Annotated in this window: 2 protein-coding genes; both read right to left on the bottom strand. The window is 75.1% G+C overall.

Annotation, left to right across the window (positions count from 1 at the left end; translation table 11 throughout):
• Positions 1–227 precede the first annotated feature (227 nt).
• Positions 228–1,955, bottom strand: coding sequence for a DNA repair protein RecN (recN, locus tag EF903_RS31060; RefSeq protein WP_185902923.1), 1,728 nt, complete (start codon positions 1,953–1,955; stop codon positions 228–230).
• A gap of 146 nt (positions 1,956–2,101) precedes the next feature.
• A complete protein-coding gene (locus EF903_RS31065; RefSeq protein ID WP_260616164.1) occupies positions 2,102–2,989 on the bottom strand; it encodes an NAD kinase in 888 nt (295 codons plus the stop codon).
• Positions 2,990–3,007 lie beyond the last annotated feature (18 nt).

Raw genomic sequence — 3,007 nt, forward strand, 5'->3', positions numbered from 1 at the left:
GCCGGGGGCTCCTGGGTGAGGGGGCAGAGTCGCCGCCCAGGATGCCAGGGCGTGCGCGCGTTCCGCGTGGATACGGGGTCGGATCCGGTACGAGATACCGTCACGCGCCCCCGAGTGTCACCCACACGGCGTAGCGCCCGTCATCTTCGCGCCACCCCGCGCCACCCGGGCGCGTGCGCGGGGGCGGCCCGGGGCGCGCGGCAGGCGCGCCCGCCCCGGGTGCCGCGCTACGCGTCGGCGCGCGCCGCGGCGAGGAGTTCCTCGGCGTGGGCGCGGGCGGAGACGGAGTCCTCGTGTCCGGCGAGCATCCGCGAGAGTTCGCGGATGCGGGCTTCGCCTTCCAGGACGGTGACGCCGCTGCGGGTGACGGAGCCGTCGTTGGTCTTCTCGACGAGGAGCTGCCGGTCGGCGAAGGCCGCCACCTGCGGCAGGTGGGTGACGACGACGACCTGGGCGGACTTGGCGAGCTTGGCCAGGCGCCGCCCGACCTCGACGGCCGCCTTGCCGCCGACGCCGGCGTCGACCTCGTCGAAGAGGTAGGTGGGGACGGGGTCGGAGCCGGCGAAGACGACCTCGACGGCGAGCATGACGCGGGAGAGCTCACCGCCGGAGGCGCCCTTGGCGATGGGCCTCGGCTGGGCGCCGGGGTGCGGGGCGAGGAGCAGTTCGACCTCGTCCGCGCCCGTGGGCCCGTAGGCGACCGCACGGCCGCCGACTTCGACGCCGTCGTCCTCGTCGGCGACCTCGGCCTGCCGGATGTCGATCGTGACGCGTGCGTGCGGCATCGCGAGGGAGGCCAGTTCCTCGGTGACGGCCGCGGCGAACCGGGTCGCCGCCTCGACGCGGGCGTCCGTCAGCGCCTGGGCGAGCTGGGAGAGTTCGGCCCGCAGCCCGTCGCGTTCGGCGGTCAGCTCGGCGATCCGCTCGTCGTCGCCGTCGAGTTCGAGGAGCCGCGCGGCGCTCGTCTGCGCCCATTCCAGTACCGCGTCGACGGAGTCGCCGTACTTGCGGGTGAGCTGGGTGAGGGCGGCCCGGCGCTCTTCCACGGCGGCGAGCCGCAGCGGGTCGGCGTCGAGGTCGTCGGCGTATCCGGCGAGTTCCCCGGCGACATCGGCGAGCAGGATCTGGACCTCGCCGATCCGCTCGGCGAGCGCACCGAGGACCGGGTCGTGGGAGCGTACGGCTTCCAGGGCCCGGTGGGCGCCGGCGACGAGCGTGTTGGCGTCGACGCCTTCCGGGTCCTCGACGTCGCCGGCGAGCGCGGCGTGGGCGATCTGCGCGGCGGAGGCGAGCGCTTCGGCGTGGCCGAGCCGTTCGGCCTCGGCGGCGAGTTCGGCGTCCTCGCCGGCCACCGGCTCGACGGCGGCGATCTCCTCCAGCCCGAAGCGCAGGAGGTCGGCCTCCTGGGCGCGCTCGCGGGCGCGGGTGGTGATCTCCTCCAGCTCGGCGGCGACGGCCCGCAGCCGCCGGTAGGCGGACCCGTACTTCTCCAGCGGGACGGCGACGGCGTCGCCGGCGTACCGGTCGAGGGCCTGGCGCTGCCGGGCGGGGCGCAGCAGGCCCTGCTGGTCGGTCTGGCCGTGGACGGCGACGAGGTCGTCGGCGAGTTCGCCGAGCAGCCCGACGGGCACGGAGCGGCCGCCGACGTGGGCGCGCGAGCGGCCTTCGGCGGACACGGTCCGGCTGATCAGGAGGGCGCCGTCGTCGAGCTCGGCGCCGGCCTCCTCGGCGCGTACGGCGGCCGGGGCGTCGGGGCTCATGACGATGCGCCCCTCGACGACCGCCGCCTTGGCCCCGATCCGTACGAGGGCCGGGTCGGCGCGCCCGCCGAGCAGCAGCCCGAGGCTCGTGACAACCATCGTCTTGCCGGCGCCGGTCTCGCCGGTCACCGCGGTGAATCCGGGCGACAGCTCGACCACCGCGTCGTCGATGACCCCCAGGGACCGTATCCGCATCTCCTCAAGCACGGGACGACCATACCGAGGTTTCACCGGTGGCATGTGACGTCACCCGCCGGGAATTCCTCGAACGCATGTGCTATTGAAATCGGTGTCCCGGGCCCCGGCGGACCGGCCCCGTCCGCACACCCTCCGGCCGGCGGTCAGTCCTGGTGCGGCGCCCCGCGCCAACCCGACACCGGCAGCGCGAACTTGGCGACGAGCCGGTCCGTGAACGAGGCGTGGTGCAGCCGCGCGAGCCGCACCGGCACCGCGCCTCGGCGGACCTCGACGCGCGCCCCGGCGGGCAGCTCCAGCATCCGCCGGCCGTCGCACCACAGCACGCCGTGCAGGGTCCCTGGCTGCACCTCGACCGCGAGCACCGAGTCCGGTGAGGTCACGAGCGGCTTCGCGAACAGCGCGTGCGCGCTGATCGGCACCATCAGCAGGGCCTCCACCTCGGGCCACACCACGGGGCCGCCCGCGGAGAAGGCGTACGCCGTGGAGCCGGTCGGCGTCGCGCAGACGATCCCGTCGCAGCCGAACGCGGAGACGGGGCGGCCGTCGATCTCCAGGACCACCTCCAGCATCCGCTCGGGCGACACCTTCTGCACGGCGGCCTCGTTCAGCGCCCAGTCGCGGTGCACGACGTCCCCGTTGGAGCGGACCATCACGTCGAGCGTCATGCGGTCCTCGACCTCGTACGCCCTCGTCACGACCCGGTCGACGACCCGGTCGAGGTCGTCGCGCTCGGCCTCGGCGAGGAACCCGACATGCCCCAGGTTGACGCCGAGCATCGGCACCCCCGAGCCGCGCGCGAACTCCGCGCCGCGCAGCAGGGTCCCGTCGCCGCCGAGCACGATCAGCAGCTCGCAGCCGTCGAGCACCTCGGGCGTGCACTCGGCGACCAGTTCCGCCTCCGGCGGCAGCGGCAGGTCCCGCGCCTCGTCCTCCAGGACCCGTACGCCGAGCCCGCTCTTGACGAGGCCGCGGACGACGAGCTCGGCGCTGCGGATGGCGGCCTGCCGCCCGGTGTGGGCGAGCAGGAACACCGTCCGCCGCCCCTCCCC

The sequence above is a fragment of the Streptomyces sp. WAC05292 genome, assembly GCF_003949955.1.
Classification (GTDB): domain Bacteria; phylum Actinomycetota; class Actinomycetes; order Streptomycetales; family Streptomycetaceae; genus Streptomyces; species Streptomyces globosus.